This window comes from uncultured Paracoccus sp., from assembly GCF_945915435.1.
Taxonomy (GTDB): domain Bacteria; phylum Pseudomonadota; class Alphaproteobacteria; order Rhodobacterales; family Rhodobacteraceae; genus Paracoccus.
This window is the reverse complement of sequence record NZ_CAMEFG010000044.1, coordinates 1-18,452: the sequence shown is the minus strand read 5'-3', so window position 1 is coordinate 18,452 and position 18,452 is coordinate 1. Positions and strand designations below refer to the sequence as shown.

The 18,452-nt window shown below is 66.6% G+C and carries 20 protein-coding genes; 5 read left to right on the top strand and 15 right to left on the bottom strand.

Annotated features, from left to right (window positions below):
• Positions 1 to 480: 480 nt before the first annotated feature.
• The 6 genes from Q0O97_RS13840 to Q0O97_RS13815 form a co-directional block, all read right to left on the bottom strand.
• Positions 481 to 2,478, bottom strand: a complete 1,998-nt coding sequence (locus Q0O97_RS13840) for an acetyl/propionyl/methylcrotonyl-CoA carboxylase subunit alpha (RefSeq protein WP_294930428.1) — start codon at positions 2,476 to 2,478, stop codon at positions 481 to 483.
• A 102-nt stretch (positions 2,479 to 2,580) separates the two neighbouring features.
• Positions 2,581 to 2,811, bottom strand: a complete 231-nt coding sequence (locus Q0O97_RS13835; protein ID WP_294930425.1) for a hypothetical protein — start codon at positions 2,809 to 2,811, stop codon at positions 2,581 to 2,583.
• A 148-nt stretch (positions 2,812 to 2,959) separates the two neighbouring features.
• A complete protein-coding gene (locus Q0O97_RS13830; RefSeq protein ID WP_294930422.1) occupies positions 2,960 to 3,364 on the bottom strand; it encodes a hypothetical protein in 405 nt (134 codons plus the stop codon).
• An 81-nt stretch (positions 3,365 to 3,445) separates the two neighbouring features.
• Positions 3,446 to 3,577 carry a hypothetical protein gene (locus Q0O97_RS13825; RefSeq protein WP_294930420.1) on the bottom strand — a complete coding sequence of 44 codons (132 nt, stop codon included), beginning with the start codon at positions 3,575 to 3,577 and terminating at the stop codon, positions 3,446 to 3,448.
• 184 nt (positions 3,578 to 3,761) lie between these two features.
• Positions 3,762 to 4,409, bottom strand: a complete 648-nt coding sequence (locus tag Q0O97_RS13820) for a DUF6497 family protein (RefSeq protein WP_294930417.1) — start codon at positions 4,407 to 4,409, stop codon at positions 3,762 to 3,764.
• The gene (locus Q0O97_RS13815) at positions 4,406 to 5,938 is read right to left on the bottom strand and encodes an acyl-CoA carboxylase subunit beta (RefSeq protein ID WP_294930414.1); all 1,533 of its coding nucleotides are present in this window, start codon (positions 5,936 to 5,938) and stop codon (positions 4,406 to 4,408) included. Before Q0O97_RS13815 ends, Q0O97_RS13820 begins: the two co-directional genes overlap by 4 nt.
• A 200-nt stretch (positions 5,939 to 6,138) precedes the next feature.
• Between Q0O97_RS13815 and alr the strand changes: the two genes are divergently transcribed.
• From alr to Q0O97_RS13795, 4 genes are all read left to right on the top strand, one after another.
• Positions 6,139 to 7,170, top strand: coding sequence for an alanine racemase (alr, locus tag Q0O97_RS13810; protein ID WP_294930412.1), 1,032 nt, complete (start codon positions 6,139 to 6,141; stop codon positions 7,168 to 7,170).
• A gap of 145 nt (positions 7,171 to 7,315) precedes the next feature.
• Positions 7,316 to 8,410, top strand: a complete 1,095-nt coding sequence (locus Q0O97_RS13805; RefSeq protein WP_294930409.1) for a PhoH family protein — start codon at positions 7,316 to 7,318, stop codon at positions 8,408 to 8,410.
• Positions 8,407 to 8,940: an rRNA maturation RNase YbeY gene (gene ybeY, locus Q0O97_RS13800; RefSeq protein WP_294930406.1), complete on the top strand. Its 534-nt coding sequence runs from the start codon at positions 8,407 to 8,409 to the stop codon at positions 8,938 to 8,940. Before Q0O97_RS13805 ends, ybeY begins: the two co-directional genes overlap by 4 nt.
• Positions 8,937 to 9,851 (top strand): hemolysin family protein, encoded by a 915-nt coding sequence (locus Q0O97_RS13795; RefSeq protein WP_294930403.1) that lies wholly within the window; start codon positions 8,937 to 8,939, stop codon positions 9,849 to 9,851. Before ybeY ends, Q0O97_RS13795 begins: the two co-directional genes overlap by 4 nt.
• Positions 9,852 to 9,915: 64 nt before the next feature.
• Here Q0O97_RS13795 and ssb read toward each other — a convergent pair whose 3' ends face one another.
• On the bottom strand, positions 9,916 to 10,410 hold the full coding sequence (gene ssb / locus Q0O97_RS13790; protein ID WP_294930400.1) for a single-stranded DNA-binding protein: 495 nt from the start codon (positions 10,408 to 10,410) through the stop codon (positions 9,916 to 9,918).
• Between the two features lie 317 nt (positions 10,411 to 10,727).
• On the opposite strand from ssb, the gene Q0O97_RS13785 reads away from it, so the two are divergent.
• Positions 10,728 to 11,303, top strand: coding sequence for a lytic transglycosylase domain-containing protein (locus tag Q0O97_RS13785; RefSeq protein WP_294930470.1), 576 nt, complete (start codon positions 10,728 to 10,730; stop codon positions 11,301 to 11,303).
• 111 nt (positions 11,304 to 11,414) lie between these two features.
• Here Q0O97_RS13785 and Q0O97_RS13780 read toward each other — a convergent pair whose 3' ends face one another.
• From Q0O97_RS13780 to Q0O97_RS13745, 8 genes are all read right to left on the bottom strand, one after another.
• A complete protein-coding gene (locus Q0O97_RS13780) occupies positions 11,415 to 11,654 on the bottom strand; it encodes a hypothetical protein (RefSeq protein ID WP_294930396.1) in 240 nt (79 codons plus the stop codon).
• Between the two features lie 353 nt (positions 11,655 to 12,007).
• Positions 12,008 to 12,997, bottom strand: coding sequence for a zinc-binding dehydrogenase (locus tag Q0O97_RS13775; RefSeq protein ID WP_294930393.1), 990 nt, complete (start codon positions 12,995 to 12,997; stop codon positions 12,008 to 12,010).
• On the bottom strand, positions 12,997 to 13,755 hold the full coding sequence (locus Q0O97_RS13770) for an SDR family oxidoreductase (protein WP_294930390.1): 759 nt from the start codon (positions 13,753 to 13,755) through the stop codon (positions 12,997 to 12,999). Before Q0O97_RS13770 ends, Q0O97_RS13775 begins: the two co-directional genes overlap by 1 nt.
• Positions 13,756 to 13,838: 83 nt before the next feature.
• The gene (locus Q0O97_RS13765; protein ID WP_294930387.1) at positions 13,839 to 15,353 is read right to left on the bottom strand and encodes an FGGY family carbohydrate kinase; all 1,515 of its coding nucleotides are present in this window, start codon (positions 15,351 to 15,353) and stop codon (positions 13,839 to 13,841) included.
• A gap of 4 nt (positions 15,354 to 15,357) precedes the next feature.
• A complete protein-coding gene (gene deoC, locus Q0O97_RS13760; protein WP_294930383.1) occupies positions 15,358 to 16,077 on the bottom strand; it encodes a deoxyribose-phosphate aldolase in 720 nt (239 codons plus the stop codon).
• 29 nt (positions 16,078 to 16,106) lie between these two features.
• Positions 16,107 to 16,997, bottom strand: coding sequence for an SIS domain-containing protein (locus tag Q0O97_RS13755; RefSeq protein WP_294930380.1), 891 nt, complete (start codon positions 16,995 to 16,997; stop codon positions 16,107 to 16,109).
• An 18-nt stretch (positions 16,998 to 17,015) separates the two neighbouring features.
• Positions 17,016 to 17,897 carry an MBL fold metallo-hydrolase gene (locus tag Q0O97_RS13750; protein ID WP_294930378.1) on the bottom strand — a complete coding sequence of 294 codons (882 nt, stop codon included), beginning with the start codon at positions 17,895 to 17,897 and terminating at the stop codon, positions 17,016 to 17,018.
• A partial coding sequence (locus tag Q0O97_RS13745; protein ID WP_294930376.1) for an NAD(P)-dependent oxidoreductase occupies positions 17,894 to 18,452 on the bottom strand: 559 nt, incomplete at its 5' end. The genes Q0O97_RS13750 and Q0O97_RS13745, both read right to left, overlap by 4 nt.

Sequence of the window (18,452 nt, the reverse complement as noted above, 5' to 3'; positions counted from 1 at the left end):
CTCCAGCCGAACCAGTTCCAAGCGCCCCGTGGCCGTGGGATCAGCCTGTGAAAGACGGCGGGACAGGGGTGGTCATGGCTGAATCTCGTCACCTCGTGGAAGTATTGCCTTAGGATTTCGGTGCCGTCGCATCCATCGGGATGCCCGCTCTGTTCCAGCTTCCGTGTGAAACCGGGTGGAGGATTACCGGTCCATGCGACCAGTTCGCCCTGTGCGGTTGCCGACCAGCCCGCCGCCTGGATCAAGATTTGGCCTGTGTCGTCGACGAATAATGCCAGCGCCCCGCCCTGGTCGGTTGCCCCGGAAACGTCGATCAATGCGCCGCCATCCAGCCAGATCACGTAAAACCCGCCCCATGCCGCGCCGCGGAGTGGGTGACTTTCGTCGTGATCGACGCCATCCTCTTGCAGGCCCAGCACTTGCAGAACCATGGCCTTGCGTTCCAGCGGAATGGCTATGTTTCCAAGGCAGAAAGCCAAGTTACTCGAACTCCATGATGACCTCATCGACGGCGAGGCTTTCGCCCGGCGCGGCGTTGATCGCCTTGACCACGGCCCTTTTCTCGGCGCGCAGGATGTTTTCCATCTTCATCGCCTCGACCGTGGCCAGGGCCTGGCCTTCCTGCACCTCGTCGCCGACGCCGACATTGATCTTGACCACCAGCCCCGGCATGGGGCACAGCAGCAGGTTCGAGGTGTCGGGGGGCAGCTTTTCGGGCATCAGCCGCGCCAGTTCGGCGGCGCGGGGGCGGCGGACGTGGACCTTCAGGTCCGCGCCGCGCAACCGCAAGCGGAAGCCCGATGGTTCGCGCCCGACCTTCATCACCAGCGGGCCGCCGTCGACCGTCAGCCGGGCCAGCGGTTGGCCGGGCAGCCAGTCGCTTTCGACGCGCAGTCTGCGCCCCTTGATCGCGACGGTCGAGCCGGCCTTGTCGGCGGTGATCCGCACCGGGATTTCCTGCCCCGCGACGAAAACGACCCAATGTTCGCCGACCTGCCTTTCGTGGTTGTCCAGCCGCCCCGAGATGCGGCAGCGCCGGATTTCGGCCACGCGGAACATCGCGGCGGCGGCGGCGGCCACACGCTCGACCTCGGGCGCGGGCAGGGTGGCGCCAAGGAAACCCTCGGGGAACTCCTCGGCGATGAAGGCGGTCGAGATGTTGCCCGAGACGAATTTCGGATGGTCCATCACCGCCGACAGGAAGGGCAGGTTGTGGCCGATGCCCTCGACCTCGAATTCGTCCAGCGCGATGCGCATTTCCGCAATCGCCTTGTCGCGGGTGGGCGCCCATGTGCAAAGCTTGGCGATCATCGGGTCGTAGAACATGCTGATCTCGCCGCCCTCATAGACGCCGGTGTCGTTGCGCAGCACGGCATCCTCGCGCGCGATCTGCCGGGGCGGCCGGTAGCGCGTCAGCCGCCCGATCGAGGGCAGGAAGTTGCGATAGGGGTCCTCGGCGTAAAGGCGGGACTCGATCGCCCAGCCGTTGATCTTCAGATCGGCCTGCGCAAAGGGCAGGGGCTGGCCATCTGCCACGCGGATCATCTGTTCCACAAGGTCGATGCCGGTAATCAGTTCGGTCACGGGATGCTCGACCTGCAAGCGGGTGTTCATTTCCAGGAAGTAGAAATTGCGCTCGCCGTCCACGATGAATTCCACCGTGCCCGCGCTGGTGTAACCCACCGCCTTCGCCAGCGCGACCGCCTGTTCGCCCATCGCGCGGCGGGTGGCCTCGTCCAGGAAGGGCGACGGCGCTTCCTCGATCACCTTCTGGTTGCGGCGCTGGATCGAGCATTCGCGTTCATGCAGATAGACCGCGTTGCCGTGCTTGTCGGCCAGCACCTGGATCTCGATATGGCGGGGCTGGGTCACGAATTTCTCGATGAAGATGCGGTCGTCGCCGAAGCTGCTGGCCGCCTCGTTCTTCGACGATTCGAATCCCTCGCGCGCCTCGGTGTCGTTCCAGGCGATTCGCATCCCCTTGCCGCCGCCGCCCGCGCTGGCCTTGATCATCACGGGATAGCCGATCTGGGCGCTGATCCGCGCGGCCTCGTCGGCATCAGTGATCAAGCCCATGTAGCCGGGCACGGTCGAAACGCCCGCCTCTTGCGCGATCTTCTTGGACGTGATCTTGTCGCCCATCGCCTCGATCGCGGGGCTGGGCGGACCGATGAAGACGACGCCCTCGGCCTCCAGCGCCTCGGCGAATTTCATGTTTTCCGACAGGAAGCCGTAGCCGGGATGGACGGCCTCGGCCCCGGTTTTGCGAATCGCCTCCATGATCTTGTCGATGACGATATAGGACTGGTTCGCGGGCGGCGGGCCGATGTGGACGGCCTCGTCGGCCATGCGCACATGCAGCGCGTCGCGGTCGGCGTCGGAATAGACGGCCACGGTCGCGATCCCCATCTTGCGCGCCGTCTTGATGATACGACAGGCGATTTCGCCACGGTTGGCGATCAGGATCTTCTTGAACATGGCTGGCTCGTCGGTTGGGCCGCTGGGGCGTGGATGAACGAAAAAGCGCCGCCCCCGCGAGAGGCGGGGACGGCGCTGGAATTCGCGCGGATATGGCGGCGATCAGTAGCCGCTGCAAACGCCTGCGTCGTTGCACAGCGCGCCAAGGGCCGCACCGGCCAGAGCGCCTTTCGAGGCGCTGCCGTCGAATGCCTTGGCAGCAACAGCGCCGGCACCGGCGCCGATGGCGGCGTTGCGGACGTTGGGGCTGACCTGGGTGCCCGGCTGGCAGGCGGCAAGGGTCGAAGCGACGGCCAGAATGGCGGTAAGACGGAAGATGTTGCGAGTTTGCATGTTGAACTGCCTCTGTTTGTGAACCTGCGCCAGGCAGCGGCCAGCACAGGGTTACGGTTGATACCGAATGACGATGAAATGACACAAGTTCCGTTGACGGCCAACTGAATAACTCGTGACGACAGGGGGTTCGGCAAAGAGATGCGCATCAATCCGCATCCTCGTCATCGTCCCAATCGCCTGCATCGTCCCATTCGAACCCAGGCGAATCATCTGCGAAAATTTCGGGAAAGGCGGCTTCGGCCTTCTTCAGGTCGACGCGCAGCACCTGATCGTAGCTGGCCGGGTCCAGCTTGCCCACGGCCACCACCTCGCGCCCCAGAAGCCAGGACAGGCGGCCCGCATCCAGGTTGCCGCGCTCGAACGGCTGGTCGTCGAAATGTTCGATCAGGGCGGAAAGAAAGGCGGCATCCGCACGCCGGTCGGCGGCAGAGCGGTCGCGATAGCGTTCACGGGCCACCAGCTTGGTCGCGCCCTTCTTGTTGGCGCGGCGAATCGTGAACTGGTGATCGGTGCCGGGCAGGCGGCCCGGAAAACCGCGATGTTTCAGCATGACATTCCCCCCGCAAGCGCAAGGGACCCCGTCACGCGGGTGGGGAAGCGCGGGCAGATAGGCCGCCCGCGCCCGAACGGGTCAGTATTTGCCCTGGTAGACCGGCTCTTGGGTGATCGGTGCAGGGATGACGGGTGCAGGCTCGGGCTGCTGCTGCTGGCATGCAGCGGCGAAACCAACGAGGGCGAGGGCGAGTGCAAGTTTCTTCGACATGGTATGTTACTCCAGTTGTGCGGGGGCGTGGCCCCGCGACTGCTCGGGTTTCTGTCATAAGCCATAAAAGGCTGACGACGCATGATAACCGGCCCCGATTTTTCCAAACAGGGGGCGAAGGCGGCACAAGACACACGGCGCATTGGCTGTGTCCTTGCTGCATCACTGGCCGAAAATCGCTGATTCACCAAGGTCTCCATTCGCAGGCGTCACGGGTGGACGGCAGGCTGAAAGCTTCGAAAAGTTGCAGCACGTCGGGGTCGAACTCGCCGAATGCGGATTCGCGGTCGGCGACGCTGATGACGATCTGGCCGGGGCGTTCGCGGGCCGAGACCACTTGTGGCAGGACGTGGTTTTCGCACAGCCAGATCAGATCGTCGTGAACCGGGTCGCGAAAACTCGATTCGGGGGCGGTGGGCAGCCTTTCCTCCCAATCGTCGGCAAGGGTCATGTCGATGATCTCATCCGCCGCCTCTTCGGCGCCGGGCAGGGTGATGACGGGGGAAAAGTCGAACTCGGACGGGTCGATCAATCCGTCGTCCAGATATTGATCCTCGATCCCGTCGACCGGGCCTTCCAGCGCGTCGATGTCCAGCGGCGGGCTGTCGCCGAATTCGCCCGCGGGCCCGACGGTCGCGGGCACGCGCAGCGCCAGGTCGGGCATGACGTAGCGATAGCGATGGGTCAAACCCGTATCTCCCAACCTGTCCACGATGGTTTCCTGCAAATACACCTGCGCCCCCGAGGGCAGGTCGATCATCTCGCGCCCCTCCGCCGCCGCCTGCACCGCCCAGACCAGCGGCGCCAGCAAGGCCGCGGTCCCAAGCGTCACAACGGGATGTTGTCGTGCTTTTTCCACGGGTTGGTCAGCTTCTTGTTGCGCAGGCTGGCGAAGGCGCGCGCCACCCGCTTGCGGGTCGAACGGGGCTGGATCACCTCGTCTATGAAGCCCCGTTCGGCGGCGACGAAGGGATTGGCGAAGCGGTCCTCGTAATCCCTGGTGCGCGCGGCGATCTTGTCCGGCTCGCCCAATTCGCTGCGATAGAGGATCTCGACCGCGCCCTTGGCACCCATCACCGCGATTTCCGCCGTGGGCCAGGCATAGTTGAAATCGCCGCGCAGATGTTTGGACGCCATCACGTCATAGGCGCCGCCATAGGCTTTGCGCGTGATGACGGTCACCTTCGGCACCGTCGCCTCGCCATAGGCGAACAGCAGCTTGGCCCCGTGCTTGATGACGCCGCCGTATTCCTGGCTGGTGCCCGGCAGGAAGCCCGGAACGTCCACGAAGGTCAGGATCGGGATCTCGAACGCATCGCAGAAACGCACGAAGCGCGCGGCCTTGCGGCTGCTGTCGATGTCCAGGCAGCCCGCCAGCACCATCGGCTGGTTGGCGACGACGCCGACGGTCTGGCCCTCGATGCGGATGAAGCCGGTGATGATATTGGCGGCGAAATCCCTTTGAATTTCGTAGAAATCGCCTTCGTCCGCGACCTTCAGGATCAATTCCTTCATGTCATAGGGCTGGTTGGGGTTGGCGGGAACCAGCGTGTCCAGGCTGTCCTCGATCCGCGCGACGTCGTCGAAGAAGGGCCGGGTCGGGGCCTTTTCGCGGTTGTTCAGCGGCAGGAAATCGACAAGGCGGCGGATTTCCGACATCGCCTCGACATCGTTTTCAAAGGCGCCGTCCGCGACCGAGGACTTGCGGGTATGCGTGGACGCCCCGCCAAGCTGTTCGGCGGTCACGACCTCGTTCGTCACCGTCTTGACCACATCCGGCCCGGTCACGAACATATAGGACGTGTCCTTGACCATGAAGATGAAGTCGGTCATCGCGGGCGAATAGACCGCACCGCCTGCGCAAGGCCCCATGATGACGCTGATCTGCGGCACCACGCCGCTGGCCATGATGTTCTTCTGGAACACGTCCGCATAGCCGCCAAGGCTGGCCACGCCTTCCTGGATGCGCGCGCCGCCCGAATCGTTCAGCCCGATCACCGGCGCGCCGTTCTGCACCGCCATGTCCATGATCTTGCAGATCTTTTGCGCATGGGTTTCCGACAGCGAGCCGCCGAAGACCGTGAAATCCTGCGAAAACACATAGACCATGCGGCCGTTGATCGTGCCCCAGCCGGTCACGACGCCATCGCCGTAGGGGCGGTCGTCCTGCATCCCGAAATCGGTCGAGCGGTGGCGCACGAACATGTCGAATTCCTCGAAGCTGCCTTCGTCCAGCAGCAGCTCGACCCTTTCGCGGGCGGTCAGCTTGCCGCGCGCATGCTGCGCGTCGATGCGGCGCTGGCCCCCGCCAAGGCGGGCCTCGGCGCGGCGGGATTCGAGTTCGTCCAGGATATCCTTCATCGGCTCCTCCGGTTCGGGTGGGGCGATGTTAGCGGGCGGGGCGCCTGATCGAAAGCGGAAAGCGGAAAATTTGCAAACATGATTGATATATGGCGCAGCAAAACTGCAATATTGCAAACTTCGCGGGATCTGGTCGTTGCGGATGGCGCGCATCCTGCTAATGGATGGAAAACGGGATGTGAACAGATGGAATCCGGGCTTTGACCGACCACGGGCTGAGGATCGACCTTGCCGCCATCGCGGCGAACTGGGGCGCGTTGGCGGGCAAGGCCGGGGCCGCGCGGGCGGCGGCGGTGGTCAAGGCCGATGCCTACGGCCTTGGCGCGGCGCGGGTGGCGCCCGCGCTCTACCATGCCGGGGCGCGCGATTTCTTCGTCGCCATCGCATCCGAGGGCAGGGCGCTGCGCCATTGCCTGCCCGAGGACGCGCGCATCCTCGTCCTGTCGGGACATATGGAGGGCGAGGACCTGACCGGCCTGATCCCGGTCCTGAACAGCCCCGCGCAGTTCTTTCGCGACCGTGCCACCCGGCCCGGCGGGACCTTCGCCGTCCAGCTTGACAGCGGCATGAACCGCCTGGGCTTCGAGCCTGCCGAATGGGCCGCCCTGCGCGACGAGATCCTGGCCACCGGGCCGGTTCTGCTGATGTCGCATCTGGCCTGCGCGGACGAACCCGATCACCCCGCCAACCGCCAGCAGTTGCAGGTCTTTCGCCAGATGACGGACGGCACGGGCATCCCGCGCTCGCTTGCCGCGACGGGGGGGATCCTGCTGGGGGAGGACTATCATTTCGACCTGGTGCGTCCCGGCGTCGGGCTTTATGGCGGCCTGCCCTTTGCCCAGGCGCAGCCGGTGGTCGAACTGGACCTGCCCGTGATCCAGACCCGCGACCTGTCGCCGGGGGAATCGGTGGGCTACGGCTATACCTGGTCGGCCAGCCGCCCCGCGCGTATCGCGACGGTCGCGGCGGGCTATGCCGACGGGCTGGCGCGCGCGCTTGCGGCAAAGGGCGGGCTGCGGCTATGGACCGCCGACGGGGTGGCTTGCCCGGTCGTCGGGCGCATCTCGATGGACCTGATTACCGTGGATGTCACCGATCTGCCGAAGGTGCCCGACACGCTTTCGATTCTGAACGGGCGGCAGGGTGTCGATGATCTGGCCGAACTGGCCGGAACCATCGGCTATGAGATCCTGACCTCGCTCGGGCGGCGCTATCCGCGGGCCTATTCTTGACACAGGTCACCCCCGAACCGCCACAGGGGCGAAAAAAACGCCTGTCCGACCGCGATTTCCTGCTTGCGGCGGGCTTCCCGCTCTTGTGCGAATCCCGGCGGATTGCCACCATTGCCTTCAGCAACCCGACCGACCGGAGACCGTTTTGGGCCTGACCCCGACCAGCGACGCCCCCGCTCCCGCAGCCGAAGTGCTGCTGGAACTTCCCGACAACCGGCTGTTGATCGAGCTTTGCGGCCCGCATGACCGCCACCTTGCCCGCATCGAAGAGGCGTTGGGCGTCCATGTCCTGCGACGCGGCAACCTGCTGTCCGTGGTCGGCCCCTCCGATGCGCAGGCCGACGCGGCCGAGGTCCTGCGCGGCCTTTATTCCCGGCTGGAACAGGGCCGCGAGGTCGGCATGGCCGAGGTCGAGGCCGCCCTGCGCATGGGCATCGACACCCAGCCCGAACCCGCCACGCCCGAGCAGCAGATCGAGATGTTCGGCGGTGGCAATTACGAATTGCGCACCCGCAAGAAATCGGTCGAACCGCGCACCGATGCGCAGAAGGCCTATGTCCGGGCGCTGTTCGAAAACGAGCTGGCCTTTGGCATCGGTCCGGCGGGCACCGGCAAGACCTATCTGGCCGTCGCCGTCGGCGTGACCATGCTGATCGGCGGCCATGTCGACCGCATCGTCCTGTCGCGTCCCGCCGTCGAGGCGGGCGAGCGCCTGGGCTTCCTGCCCGGCGACATGAAGGAAAAGGTCGATCCCTACATGCAGCCGCTTTACGATGCGCTGAACGACTTCCTTCCGGCCAAGCAGTTGCAGAAGCTGATCGAGGAAAAGCGCATCGAGATCGCGCCGCTGGCCTTCATGCGCGGGCGCACGCTGGCGAACAGTTTCGTCGTGCTGGACGAGGCGCAGAACGCCACCACCATGCAGATGAAGATGTTCCTGACCCGGCTTGGCGAAGGCTCGCGCATGGTCGTGACCGGCGACCGCACCCAGGTCGACCTGCCGCGCGGGATGGCCTCGGGGCTGGTCGATGCGGAACGGATCCTGGGCGGCGTGAAGGGGATCAGCTTCAACTATTTCACCGCCAGGGACGTGGTGCGCCACCCGCTGGTCGCCCGTATCATCGAGGCCTACGACGCCGAGGACGCCGCCGCCCTTGCGCGCGGCGAACGGCCCGAGGAACGCGGCGCGCGCATCCCGCGCCGCGAACCCGGCCAGCGCCAGGGCGGGACGCCGACATGAACGGCATGGGGGCGGACGACCCTTTCGGCGATGATGGCGCCGGCCTTGTCGATCTGGTGATCGAGGACGACCGCTGGCTGGACGCCGATTTGCAGGCGCTGGCCATCCGCGCCGCGCGTGTCGTTTCCGAATGGATGGAACTGCCCGACCTGCAAGTGGTGGTGCTGGGCTGCGACGATCCGCGCATTGCCGATCTGAACCGGCAGTTCAGGGGCAGGGCGGTGCCGACCAACGTGCTGTCGTGGCCCTTCCACGACTTTGCCTCGCGCCCGGCGGGCGACGACCCCGAGGCGCCGCCCTCGCCCGAGCTTGGCGATGTCGCGATCTCTTACGACACCTGCGCGCGCGAGGCCGAGCAGCAGGGCAAACCCTTCGCCGATCACGTCACGCATCTGCTGGTCCATGCGGTTCTGCACCTGGCGGGCTATGACCATATCGACGATTCCGACGCCCGGACGATGGAAAACGCCGAGCGCGAAATCCTTCACCGGCTGGATATTCCCGACCCTTACGCAGAGTATGAAAGATGAGCAAAGATCGAAGTCCCGGCACGCCCGTTTCCGAAGACCCGGCCTTACCGGCCGATTCCGAGGACGAGCGAGACACCAGCCCGCCGCGGGGATTCCTGGGGCGCATATTCGGGGCCTTCGGTTCGGGCGATTCGGACGGGGATGAAGAGGGTGGCACCGGCGCACGCACCCTTTCCGCGGCGGATGCGCCCGGCATGCTCAACCTGCGCCGCCTGCGGATCGACGACGTGGCGGTGCCCAAGGCCGAGATCATGGCCGCGCCTTCCGACATCGCGCTGCCCGACCTTGTGCAGATGTTTCGCGAACATGGCTATTCGCGCTTGCCGGTCTTTCGCGGGACGCTGGACAACCCGCTGGGGATGATCCACCTCAAGGACCTGGCGCTGAAATACGGTTTCGACGCGGTGCCGCCGACCAGCTTCGCGCTGCGCCCGATGCTGCGCCCGCTGCTTTACGTCCCGCCCTCGATGCCCATCGGCGTGCTTTTGCAGCAGATGCAGCAGAAGCGCATCCATATGGCGCTGGTCATCGACGAATATGGCGGCGTGGACGGGCTGGTCACGATCGAGGACCTGATCGAGCAGGTCCTGGGCCAGATCGAGGACGAGCATGACGAGATCGAGGGCGATCTGTGGCTGGCCGAACGCCCCGGCCAGTGGCTGATCCAGGCCCGTGCTTCGCTTTCCGATATCGAGGAGGCGACGGGCATCCACCTCTCCGCCGAGGATGACGAGGAAGTGGACACCCTTGGCGGCCTGATCTTCATGCTGACGGGGCGGGTTCCGACGCGGGGCGAGGTGATCCAGCTACCCGATGGGGGCGAGATCGAAGTGGTCGATGCCGATCCCCGCCGCGTCCAGCGCGTGCGCCTGCGTATCCCGCAGGTCGAGCAGCCGGAAGATCGCGAATAGCGCGACCCCAACGGAAAGGCCGCCCATGAGGCGGCCTTTGCGGGATTGCGTGCGAAAGATGGAATCAGAACGGAATTTCGTCGTCGAAATCCGGCCGCCCACCCGAGGACTGGCCACCCGACGGCGCCCCACCCGAGGACTGCCCGCCATATCCCCCGCCGCCGCCGTAACCGCCGCCATAGTCGCGATCACCGCCGCCGCCACCGCCGCGGCTGTCCAGCATGTGCAACTCGCTGCGGAAGGGGCGCAGGGCAACCTCGGTCGAATAGCGGTCGTTGCCCTGCTGGTCCTGCCATTTGCGGGTTTCCAGCTGGCCCTCGACATAGACCTTGCTGCCTTTTTTCAGATATTGCTCGGCCACGCGGACCAGAGGTTCGGAATAGATGGCCACGGTGTGCCATTCCGTCCGGTCGCGGCGTTCGCCGGTGTTGCGGTCCTTCCAGGTTTCCGAGGTCGCGATGCGCAGGTTGGCGACCTTGCCGCCGTTCTGAAAGCTGCGCACTTCCGGGTCCTGCCCCAGATTGCCGACCAGAATCACCTTGTTCACACTTCCTGCCATCTGCCAGCCCTTGTCCTGATCCCAGTTCAGCTATGGCGGTTTAGCCCGTGCCGTGCCATCGGGCAAGGGCGTTGCCCGCGCAAATCCAGCCTATCCTTAGCACGCAGGTCTTAATCAAAGGTAAACGACCATAGGCGAAAATCCGCCTGTCGAATATCCCCGACGCAATCGGCAGCGTAGCCCGCTGACCCAAAGAGAGTATAGTCGCGCCAAAAAACACGGCATCACGAAGGGGCAGTCAGATGAAAACCCATGCGACAGCACTGATCCAGCGGGCCGCGCGGCTTGGTTTGGCCGCCGCCACCTGTTGCGTCGTCATGACAGCGCCCGCCCATGCGCAGGGGTTGCAGATGTCCGGCGGTGCCAAGGACCGCGCGGCGCAGTTCCAACGCCAGACGCGCCTGATGGACAGCCGGCTTTCGGCGCAATACCGCCAGTCCGAGCGGCTGCGTCCGAACGCGGTCTCGACCAAGTCGGCGCAGGATATCGACGTCGGCTCGGCCGCGATTCCGGCCTATCGCGGCAATCAGCGCAGCCAGTATCTGCCCCACGCCCGCGCCGCCGCCCGCAAGCATGGCGTCCCCGAGGATCTGTTCCTGCGGCTGGTCCAGCAGGAATCGGGCTGGAACCCCAACGCGCGGTCCCACAAGGGCGCGCGGGGGCTGGCGCAGCTCATGCCGGGGACGGCGGCGACGCTGGGGGTCGATCCCAACGATCCCTTGCAGAATCTCGACGGCGGGGCCCGTTACCTGCGGATGATGTATAACACCTTCGGCAGTTGGCGGCTGGCGCTCGCGGCCTATAACGCCGGGCCGGGGGCGGTCGCGAAACACGGCGGCATCCCGCCCTACCGCGAGACGACGAACTACGTCCGCATCATCCACGGCAGCTGACCGGCCCGCCCGATCGACCCGACCGCCGCGCGGCCCTGGCCCTGCCGGGCCTTGCGCCTGCATTTCCGGCAGGCAATGCGGGTTTGAACGACAGTGCGATACCTCTGGCGATCAGATCCTTTCCAGATCGGAATCGAGACGATATTCCTCGCTGTTCCCGCGTTGCAGCATGAGCGAGAAGCCCGAGATGGAACGATCCAGCCGATACCTCTCGAACTTTCCTTCCAGCAGCTTGAGATCCGCGTTGGTCGTATCGATCCGCTTCACGATGCCGATGAAGTCGCGCAAGGTCTGCCGATCATGGGCCGAGCCGCTGGCGGCAAGAAAATATTCGCCAGCCTGGCGCCGCATGTGAAAGCGGATTTCACCGCCGTCAAGCCTGACGCTCTTTTCATAATGCTCGGAAAATGCCTTGGCGGTCTGGTCGATATCGCGGGAAGTGCCCTTGTCGGCGTGACGTGCAGGGACACCGGGAAACCGCCGTGGCCTGGGCGCTGTCGTATCGCGCCGGACAGGAGAAATGCGCTTCAGCGCCTGCGGTCAATGCAGGCGGGCAACGGGTGCCTTCTTGGGCAGGCATCGGTTGTAACGGATTGCGCCGCTTGACAGCGTTCCTGCGGGGCGTCCTGCCGGGATGCGGACCTTTATCCCCTTGCCTTTCCGCGATTCGGTGCCGTCCCAATTTCCTGGTTACCCTTCTGCTGTCACAGGGTCGCGATATATTTGACCGGCCTGCCGCCTTGCCTGAGCCGGACCAGCGCCCGAGGCAGTTCGGCGAAAGGAGACGACTCGATCCGGGGCAGTACGATCTGGCCGGTTTCCAGCAGCGCGAACAGTTCCTGCCCTGCCGCTCGCCACAGCCTCCAGTCGTCGTGGGTTGCATGATGATGAATGCTGTTCAGCGCCACCTCGTGCAACGAGATCGCGGTCGAGAAGGCGGGCAGCGGCGCTTGCTCGATCCGGTCCTGTATGCAGATGAGATGGCCGTTATAGCCCACCAGCGGCGCAAGGCCGCGCGCATGGTCCCCGCTGATCGTGTCGAAGACCGCGAAAAGGCGGCGCGGCCCAAGCGCGGCGCTCAGCCGCCCCTGCCAGTCGGGCTGGCGGTAGTCGAAGCTGCCGCTGACGCCCAGTGCCAGCAATTCGGCCTCGTGATCGGGTGCGGCGGTGGTCCAGACCCGCCAGCCCGCGCGCAACGCCAATTGGGCAAGGATGCGGCCCACCGCGCCCCCCGCTCCGGTCACCAGAACGTCGCGCCCGCCCGCGCCGGGCAGCTTGGCCAGCGCCTGCCAGGCGGTCAGGCCGGGACAGGGCAGCGCGGCGGCAAGGCGGTCGTCCACCGTCTCGGGCACGGGGATCAGCCCGCGCGCATCGGCCAGGGTGAAGCCCGCGAAACTGCCGTCGCGGGCCAGCCCCTGATGATAGGCGTAGCGGGTGCCGAGGGGCAGGTGGACGCCCTCGCCGCAGGCCGCAAGGGTGCCGCAGCCGTCGACGCCGGGGATATGGCCCGGCGCCCATGCGTCGTTGCCCCATGCGATCATCTTCCAGTCGACGGGGTTCAGCCCGATGGCGCGGTTCTCCAGCAGTACCTCGCCCGGACCGGGGACCGGCAGGGGGCGGTCCTCAAGGCGAAGCGCGTCCGGCTCGCCCCGCCCGTGCCATGCCCAGACCCTGTGATTTCGCGGCAGGCCCATCAGAAGCCTCCGCTGACGAAACCGCCGTCGATGGCGATATCGGTGCCGGTGACATAGGCCGCGGCGGGCGAGGCAAGGAAAACCGCAGCCCCCACGATATCCTCGGGCGTGCCCCAGCGCTTGATCGCGCAGCGGTGCAGGATGCGCGCGGTCAGATCGGCGTCGCCGGTCAGCCCGGTGGTCATGTCCGTCGCGATATAGCCCGGCGTCACCGCGTTCACCCGGATGCCGTCCTGCGCCCATGCGTGCGCCAGATGGCGCGTCAGGCCCAGCACGCCCGCCTTGCTGGCCCCATAGGCGGGCACGGCCACGTCGGTCAGATAACTCAGCATCGAGGCGGTGTTGACGATGGAGCCGCCCTGCGCCGCCAGCAAGGGACGCGCGGCCGTGCAAAGCCCCATGACGCTGTTGAGATTGACCTCCATCACCTTAAGGAAAGTATCCGTCTGATATTCCGCGTCGGGACGGGCGATGCCTGCGGCGTTGATCAGCACGTCCAGCCGTCCGATCCCGTCGAAGGCGTGGGCAACGGCCTCGCGGTCGGTCACGTCCAGTTGCGCGAAACGCATACCGGGAACGGGCGGCGCGTCGCTCAGCCGCGCGACCTTCTGCGCGGAACTGCCCGCGCCGATCACCGCCGCGCCAAGCCGGGCGAAAGCCTCGGCGATGGCCAGCCCGATGCCGCTGGTGCCGCCGCCGACATAGACGGTCTGCCCCGCGAACAGGCCGGGGGCGAAGCTGGAAAGGGGGGTGGTCATGTCTGTCTCCTGTGGTTCGGGCCAAGCATTTCCGGCAGGAACGGATACCGCTTTCGCGCCCGGAAATGCGTGAAAACGATCGGTTACGGCGCCGCGCGGCGATAGGCTTCCAGCGCCGGGGCAAGCTCTCGCTGCTGAAGGGCGGCGGCGCGATAGGCATCAAGGCCGGTCGCATAGGTCTGCCGGTTGCCCTCTTGCGGGGAATGGGTCGAAACGGGTCGGTGGATCGCCCGGATCGGCTGGAAATCCGGCCAGACATCCAGCGCGCGGAAGGCGACGGCGGCGGCGCCGAGCGTTGCGGCCTCTTGATCGACCGAGGTTTTCACCACGTCGATATCCAGAATATCGGCGAAGATCTGACGCCAGAAGGCGCTTTTCGCCCCGCCGCCGACCGCGATCAGCGACGGCCCCACGCGGGTCATGCGCCGCAATTCGTCGAGCGCGACGCGCAGCCCCATCGCCACGCCTTCATAGGCGGCGCGCAGCATGTCGGCGCGGTCGTGTTGCAGCGACAGGCCCAGATAGCCGCCGCGCACCTCGGCGCCCCCTTCCAGCGAGGTGCCCCCGCCCAGCGTCGGCACCATCACCAGCCCATGCGCACCCGCGGGCGCGGCGGCGGCCAGCGCCTCCATCGCCGCGTGATCGCTGTCCCCGGACAGCAGGCCGCGCACCCAGTCCATCGTCGTGCCCGAGGAAAAGATCGAGGTGGCCGAGATGAACTGCCCCGGCACCAGATGCGCGAAGGCATAGGAACGCACCTTCGGGTCGAGAATCGGGCGCGAGGCGGAAATCGTCAGCCAGCTCGACGAACCCATCGAGGAAAAGATATCGCCGTCGCTGAAGGTCTGCGCGCCAAGCGCCATGCAGGAATTGTCCACGCCCCCCGCGATCACGGCGACCCCCTGCGGCAGGCCGAGGCTGGCCGCGGCATCCGCGCCAAGCCCCCCCACGACCGAAGCCGAAGGGACGATCTCGGGCAGCAGGTCCGGCGGAATCCCGGCGGCGGCGAGGATTTCGGGGTCGTAGCGCCCCCGCGCCAGATCATAGGCCCCCGACCCCGAGGCATAGGACGGATCGGTCGCCATCCGCCCTGTCATCAGGAAGTTCAGGTAATCCTTGGTGCCCAGAATCCGGACGGTGCGGGCAAAGACCTCGGGGCGGTTTTCGCGCAGCCAGAGGATCTTGAACAGCGTGTAAAGCGGGGCCGGAAAGCCGTTGCCCGTGCGCATATACCATGTGTCTTCGTCGAAGCGGCGGAAGAAATCGCGCGTTTGCGATTGCGCCCGCCCGTCCGACCAGATCGGCACGGCCTCTTGCAAGAGCCTGCCCGCGCCATCGACCGGAATGCAACCGAGGCTGTGGCCCGACAGGCTGATCGCGCGGATGTCACCGGGATCGACGCCCGCCGCCAGCATCTCGCGCGTCACGGCGATCAATGCCTGCCACCAGTCGGCGGGACGCTGTTCATGCAGCCCGTCGCCGGGATAAAGCGTCTGATAGCCCCGGATCGCCGAAGCCAGCAGCCTGCCGTCGGGCGCGACCACCGCGCCCTTCAGACCGCCGGTGCCCAGATCGCAGGCAAGGACCAGATCCTTCATGGCGTCAGCCCGGAATCGCCAGAACGCCGCCGGGCAGCGCGCGGCATTCGGCGACCAGATCGCGCGCGACCTGCGTATTGATGCCGAAGCGCGTGACCCCCGCCGCGACCATCCGCGCCACGGTGTCCAGATCGCGGATTCCGCCCGAGGCCTTGATGCCGATATCCGGTCCCGCCGCCTCGCGGATCAGTTCGACGTGGCGCAGCGTGGTCGGCAGGCCGGTCCAGCCGGTGCCGGTCTTGACGAAGGCCGCGCCCGCCTGCGCTACCAGCCGGGCCGCGCGGCGGATCTCACCCTCGGTCAGGCGCGAGACCTCGATGATCACCTTGACCGGAACCGGCGCGACCGCCGCGATCACCTCGGCCAGTTCGCGCGCGACATAGGCGTCGTCCCCGGATTTCAGCCGGGCGATGTTCATCATCATATCGACCTCGGTCGCGCCGTCCCGCACCAGCCCCCGCGCCTCGGCCAGCTTGGTTTCGGTCAGGCTGCCGCCCGAGGGAAAGCCGATCGGCCCGCCCACCAGCACGCCGCTGTCCGCAGGCAGAAGCTGCGCCAGCAGGGCGGTGAAATGCGGCAGGGCATGGACGGCGATGAAGCCCTCGGCCAGCGCGACCCCGGCCACGTCGCGGACGTCGGCCTCGGTATGGAAGGACTGCACCGCGCTGATGTCGGTCATCCGCGCCAGATCGCGCGGCGAAAGGGTTGCGGGTCGTGATGGCATGGGTGATCTCCTGAAGGGATGGGATGCGGTCACATCGGCCCGCCCGCGCGGAACCCGGCCAGATGCCGCTTCATCTGCTTGAAGCGCGCCGCGTGATCGCCGTCGCGGCGCAGCGCGATGGCGGTCGAGAGAATGTCGATGGTCACCAGCGCGGCAAGGCGCGAGATGGTGGGCGTGTAGGCGTCGGTATTGTCCAGCGTCTCGACCAGCAGGACGGTATCGCAATGCGCGGCCAGCGGGCCGTCGTTGCCCAGAAGCCCCAGCACCCGCGCGCCGGTCCTGCGCGCAAGGGTCGCGACCTCGATCAGCGCCTGCGTCTGCCCGGTGTTCGAGATGACGACGGCGACGTCGCCCTCGCGCATCATGCCGGCCTGCATGGTCATCTGATGCAGGTCGCGTTCCGCCCCGCAGGGCACATCGAACAGCGGGAATTTCTGCTGCGCGTCCTGCGCCACGATCCCCGAGGCGCCGAAGCCGAAGAACTCCAGCCGCCGGGCCGCGCCGATCAGTTCGACCGCCTCGGCCAGCCGGGCGTTGTCCAGCCGGTTGCGCGCCCAGTCCAGGCTGGTGATCGTATAGTCGAAGATCTTGCCCGCGATCACCTGAAGCGTATCGCTGCCCGAGATCGCCGAATGCGTCGCGGGCGTGCCCAGGGCAAGGCTGTGGGCCAGCCGCAGCTTGAAATCGTTGAACCCGTCGCAGCCGACTGCGGTGCAGAAGCGGATCACCGTGGGCTGGCTGACCTGCGCCAGATCGGCGGTCCCGGCCACGGTCGCCGACAGAAAGCGCGACGGGTCCGCCAGCACCAGTTCCGCCACCTTGCGGTCCGAGCGGCGCAGGTCCGGCATCGCCTGCCGGATCGCCGTCAGGATGTCTGCGGGGGGCGCGTTGCGGGGCGGATCTGTCAGCTTTATGTCCATATGGGGCAACCTGTCACTTTAAATAACTTCATCCGATGTGTAGACGAAGTTCGTCCGGGCGCGTTCAATAATCAATCCGGTCCGGGTTTTCGCGAAGGCGTCGATGACCGCCGGGTCGCAGGTGTTGAAGGCGAACATGCCGTAGTGATGGGCCAGCATCTGCCTTGCGCCGACTTCTGCGGCGATGCAGGCGGCTTCATCGAGAGTGAAGTTGCCCGGCACCCCCGCCGCGCGCAAAACCGGATCGCGGCCGTTGACGGGCAGAAGCGCGACATCGGGGGCGAAGGCACCCACCGTCTCGGCCAGTCCGGGAAAAGGCACGCAATCGCCCGAATGCCACAGCCGCAACCCGCCAAGCGCCAGCCCATAGCCCAGAAAGCGGTGGCGGCCCCGGTCGTCGGTCTCGGGCGTCTCATGGGCGGCAGCGAAGGCGGTGACGTCGACGCCGGGCGCAAGGGTCAGCCGCGCGCCCGCATCGGTGCCGGTCAGGCGCGGATCGTCGGGGGCAAGCTCGCTGCGTTTCGCCGCCTCGGCCCGTTCGGCCTCGGGAAAGACGAAGCGCGCCTGTGGGAAGCACTGTGCCAGCGCGGGCAGGGTGCCGGGGTCCATGTGGTCGGAATGGCGGTGCGTCAGCAGCACCGCGTCCAGCCGGGGCAGTTCCTCGGGCTGGATCGGCGCGGGCATCATCCGCTCATGCGGATAAGTCGCGCCACGGTATTTCCGGGCGAGGCTGTCGGACAGATAGGGGTCGATCAGCACGACCCGGCCCGCCGCGACCACGACGAAACCCGCCTGCCCCAGCCAGAAGATCGACGTGCCGCCGCCCCCGACCGCATCGGGCAGGACCGAGGCCAGCCCACCCGCGAAGGGCTGCGCGCGAAGGGGGGCGGCGGCGGTCATGCGACCGCCTTGCGGGCCAGTGCGGCAAGCAGGTTCGCGACCGCGATTTCGGTGGCGCGGCTGACGCTTTCGGCGGTCAACGCCCCGATATGGCTGGTCGCGATCACGCGGGGATGTCCGGCCAGCATCAGGTCGGCAGGCGGCTCCTGCGGGAAAACGTCGGTGCCGTAGCCGCCGATGGCGCCCTCGTCCAGCGCCACGCGCAGCGCCGCGTCATCGACCAACGAGGCGCGGGCGGTGTTCACGATGATCGCGCCTTTCGGCAGCAGCGCCAGTTCCGCCGCGCCCAGCAGCGGGCGGCCGTCGGCATGGCCCGGCGCGTGAAGCGTCACGACATCCGAAACGCGCAGCAATTCGTCCAGGGGCGCGAAGCGGAACAGCGCCGGATGCAGGCCGGGGTTGCGCGGAAAGGGATCATGCGCCACGACCTTCGCCCCCATCGCCGCGACCACGCGGGCGACATGGCTGCCGATGGCGCCCATCCCGACGATGCCGACAGTGCGCCCGCTGATCTCGCCGCCGCTTTCGCGCAGCCAGCCGCCGGATTTCACGCTC